This window comes from Streptomyces tricolor (assembly GCF_002155905.1).
GTDB lineage: Bacteria > Actinomycetota > Actinomycetes > Streptomycetales > Streptomycetaceae > Streptomyces > Streptomyces tricolor.
On sequence record NZ_MUMF01000677.1, the window covers coordinates 1 to 4,195 of the forward strand.

Consider the following 4,195-nt stretch of genomic DNA (forward strand, 5'->3'; position numbering starts at 1 on the left):
AACGCCGGCTCGCTGGACCGGCGCCTGCTCCAGAAGTACGGCAAGGCGACCCCGGAGGCGCTGGTCGAGTCGGCGCTGTGGGAGGCGTCCCTCTTCGAGGAGCACGACTTCCGCGACATCAAGATCTCCGTCAAGCACAACGACCCGGTCGTGATGATCGAGGCCTACCGGCAGCTCGCCGAGCAGTGCGACTACCCGCTGCACCTGGGCGTGACGGAGGCCGGCCCCGCCTTCCAGGGCACGATCAAGTCGGCCGTCGCCTTCGGGGCGTTGCTCTCGCGCGGCATCGGGGACACCGTCCGCGTGTCGCTGAGCGCCCCGCCGGCCGAGGAGGTCAAGGTCGGCATCCAGATCCTGGAGTCGCTGGGACTGCGGCAGCGGCGCCTGGAGATCGTCTCCTGTCCGTCCTGCGGCCGGGCGCAGGTGGACGTGTACAAGCTCGCCGAGGAGGTCACGGCGGGCCTGGACGGCATGGACGTACCGCTCAGGGTCGCGGTGATGGGGTGTGTGGTCAACGGTCCGGGCGAGGCCCGGGAGGCGGACCTCGGGGTGGCCTCGGGCAACGGCAAGGGCCAGATCTTCGTCAAGGGCGAGGTCGTCAAGACCGTCCCCGAGTCCAAGATCGTCGAGACCCTCATCGAGGAGGCCATGAGGCTGGCCGAGCGGAAGAGCCCCGCAGAGCAAGTGAGTTGAGGCAAGGCACAAACCGAGAGGGGGCCCGAGCGTGACCATTCTGGAGAACATCCGGGGACCACGCGACCTGAAGGCGCTGTCCGAGGCGGAACTCGGTGAACTGTCCGAGGAGATACGTGAGTTCCTGGTGCACGCGGTGTCGCGGACCGGCGGCCACCTCGGGCCCAACCTGGGCGTGGTGGAACTCTCCGTCGCGCTCCACCGCGTCTTCGAGTCGCCGGTCGACCGGATCCTGTGGGACACCGGCCACCAGGCGTACGTCCACAAGCTGCTGACCGGCCGTCAGGACTTCTCCAAGCTGCGCGGCAAGGGCGGCCTGTCCGGCTATCCCTCGCGCGAGGAGTCCGAGCACGACGTCATCGAGAACAGCCACGCCTCCACCGCGCTCGGCTGGGCCGACGGCCTGGCCAAGGCCAACCAGGTGCGGGGGGAGAAGGGGCATGTGGTCGCGGTCATCGGCGACGGCGCGCTGACCGGCGGCATGGCCTGGGAGGCGCTGAACAACATCGCCGCGGCCAGGGACCGACCGCTGATCATCGTCGTCAACGACAACGAGCGGTCGTACGCCCCCACCATCGGCGGCCTCGCCAACCACCTGGCCACCCTGCGCACCACCGACGGCTACGAGAAGGTGCTCGCCTGGGGCAAGGACGTGCTCCAGCGCACCCCGGTCGTCGGCCACACGCTCTACGAGTCCCTGCACGGCGCGAAGAAGGGATTCAAGGACGCCTTCGCCCCGCAGGGCATGTTCGAGGACCTGGGCCTGAAGTACCTCGGCCCGATCGACGGCCACGACATCAAGGCCGTCGAGTCCGCGCTGCGCCGCGCGAAACGCTTCCACGGCCCCGTCCTGGTCCACTGCCTGACCGTGAAGGGCCGCGGCTACGAGCCCGCCCTCGCGCACGAGGAGGACCACTTCCACACCGTCGGCGTGATGGACCCGCTCACCTGCGAGCCGCTCGCCCCGTCCAACGGGCCCTCCTGGACCTCGGTGTTCGGCGAGGAGATCGTCAGGATCGGCGAGGAGCGCGAGGACGTCGTGGCGATCACCGCGGCGATGCTCCACCCGGTCGGGCTCGGGAAGTTCGCCGAGCGCTTCCCGGACCGGGTGTGGGACGTGGGCATCGCCGAGCAGCACGCGGCCGTGTCCGCGGCCGGCCTCGCGACCGGCGGGCTGCACCCGGTCGTCGCCGTCTACGCCACCTTCCTCAACCGGGCCTTCGACCAGCTGCTGATGGACGTCGCCCTGCACCGCTGCGGCGTCACCTTCGTCCTGGACCGGGCCGGCGTCACCGGCACCGACGGGCCCTCCCACAACGGCATGTGGGACATGTCGGTCCTCCAGGTCGTGCCCGGGCTCAGGATCGCCGCCCCGCGCGACGCCGACCAGCTGCGCGCACAGCTGCGCGAGGCGGTCGCCGTGGACGACGCGCCCACCCTGGTCCGCTTCCCGAAGGAGTCGGTCGGCCCGTGCGTCCCGGCCCTCGACCGGGTCGGAGGCATGGACGTCCTGCACCGCGCCGAAAGCCCCGAGGTGCTGCTGGTGGCCGTCGGGGTGATGGCCTCCGTGTGCCTCCAGGCCGCCGAGCTGCTCGACGCCCGCGGCATCGGCTGCACGGTGGTCGACCCGCGCTGGGTCAAGCCCGTCGACCCCGCGTTGCCCGGTCTCGCCGCCCGGCACCGGCTGGTGGCCGTGGTCGAGGACAACAGCCGTGCCGCGGGCGTGGGTTCGGCGGTGGCGCTGGCTCTCGGCGACGCCGACGTGGACGTGCCGGTACGGCGGTTCGGCATCCCCGAGCAGTTCCTCGCGCACGCCAAGCGCAGCGAGGTGCTGGCCGACATCGGCCTCACGCCCGTCGAGATCGCCGGGCGGATCAGCGCGAGCCTGGCCGTCCAGGAGGCGGGCAGCGCAGTCAAGGAGAGTGAATGACCACCGAGTTCGACCTCGGCGCCCTGCTCGCCGAGCGCGGATCCGAACGCTACGAGCTGCACGCCAGGCACCTCAACCCGCAGCTCCCGCGCATGCTGCACACCATCGGCTTCGACAAGGTCTACGAACGTGCCGAGGGGGCGCACTTCTTCGACGCGGAGGGCAACGACTACCTGGACATGCTCGCCGGGTTCGGGGTGATGGGCCTGGGCCGCCATCACCCGGTCGTCCGCAAGGCGCTGCACGACGTCCTGGACCTGGACCTCGCCGACCTCACCCGCTTCGACTGCCAGCCGCTGCCCGGTCTGCTCGCCGAGCGGCTGCTGGCCCAGAGCCCCCACCTGGACCGGGTGTTCTTCGGCAACAGCGGCACCGAAGCGGTCGAGACGGCTTTGAAGTTCGCCCGGTACGCCACCGGCAAGCCGCGCGTCCTCTACTGCGACCACGCCTTCCACGGCCTGACCACCGGCTCGCTGTCGGTCAACGGCGAGCGCGGCTTCCGGGACGGGTTCGCCCCGCTGCTGCCCGACACCGCCGTACCCCTCGGCGATCTCGACGCCCTGGACCGCGAGTTGCGCAAGGGCGACGTGGCCGCGCTGATCGTGGAGCCGATCCAGGGCAAGGGCGTGCACGAGGCGCCGCCCGGCTATCTGCGGGCCGCGCAGGAACTGCTGCGGGGGCACAGGGCGCTGCTCATCGCCGACGAGGTGCAGACCGGCCTCGGCCGCACCGGCGACTTCTACGCCTACCAGCACGAGGACGGCGTCGAACCGGACCTGGTGTGCGTGGCCAAGGCCCTCTCCGGCGGCTATGTGCCGGTCGGCGCCACTCTCGGCAAGGAGTGGATCTTCAAGAAGGTCTACTCGTCCATGGACCGTGTGCTGGTGCACTCGGCGAGCTTCGGCGCCAACGCCCAGGCGATGGCGTGCGGCCTCGCCGTGCTGGCGGTCATGGAGAACGAGCAGATCGTGGCCGGTGTGCGCCGCACGGGCGAGCTGCTGAAGTCCCGGCTCACCGCGCTGATCGACAAGTACGAGATGCTCGCCGACGTCCGCGGCCGGGGCCTGATGATCGGCATCGAGTTCGGCAAGCCGTCCTCGCTGAAGCTGCGCAGCCGCTGGACCATGCTCCAGGCGGCCCGCAAGGGCCTGTTCGCGCAGATGGTCGTCGTACCGCTGCTCCAGAGGCACCGGATCCTCACCCAGGTCTCCGGCGACCATCTGGAGGTGATCAAGCTGATTCCGCCGCTGGTGGTCGACGAGGCCGACGTGAACCGGTTCGTGGACGCCTTCACCGCGGTGATGGACGACGCGCACAGCGGCGGCGGCCTGATGTGGGACTTCGGCAAGACCCTGATCAAGCAGGCGGTGGCCCACCGCTGAGTCGCGGGCCGGCCGGAGCGCAGGGGTCCTTTGCCTCAGAGGCAAGAAAATTGCCCGCTAGGCAAGATTCGGGCTGAATGGAGGCATGAACGCCTCAGACGCCGTGCCGCCGGCGGCTCCGGCTCCCGACGAGGGCCTGCCCACCGTCGCGCCGCAGCTGCGCTCCCTGCGCCGGCGCGCCGGCCTCACC

At 70.7% G+C, this 4,195-nt stretch carries 3 protein-coding genes; all 3 read left to right on the forward strand.

The features are described from left to right. A partial coding sequence (locus CCN44_RS37155; RefSeq protein WP_086703131.1) for a flavodoxin-dependent (E)-4-hydroxy-3-methylbut-2-enyl-diphosphate synthase occupies nucleotides 1-693 on the forward strand: 693 nt, incomplete at its 5' end. Nucleotides 694-724: 31 nt separating this feature from the next. Continuing rightward, nucleotides 725-2,623: a 1-deoxy-D-xylulose-5-phosphate synthase gene (gene dxs / locus CCN44_RS37160; protein WP_086703134.1), complete on the forward strand. Its 1,899-nt coding sequence runs from the start codon at nucleotides 725-727 to the stop codon at nucleotides 2,621-2,623. Further along, nucleotides 2,620-4,005, forward strand: a complete 1,386-nt coding sequence (locus CCN44_RS37165; RefSeq protein ID WP_086703137.1) for an aspartate aminotransferase family protein — start codon at nucleotides 2,620-2,622, stop codon at nucleotides 4,003-4,005. The genes dxs and CCN44_RS37165 overlap by 4 nt, the downstream gene beginning before the upstream one ends. Nucleotides 4,006-4,195: the final 190 nt, after the last annotated feature.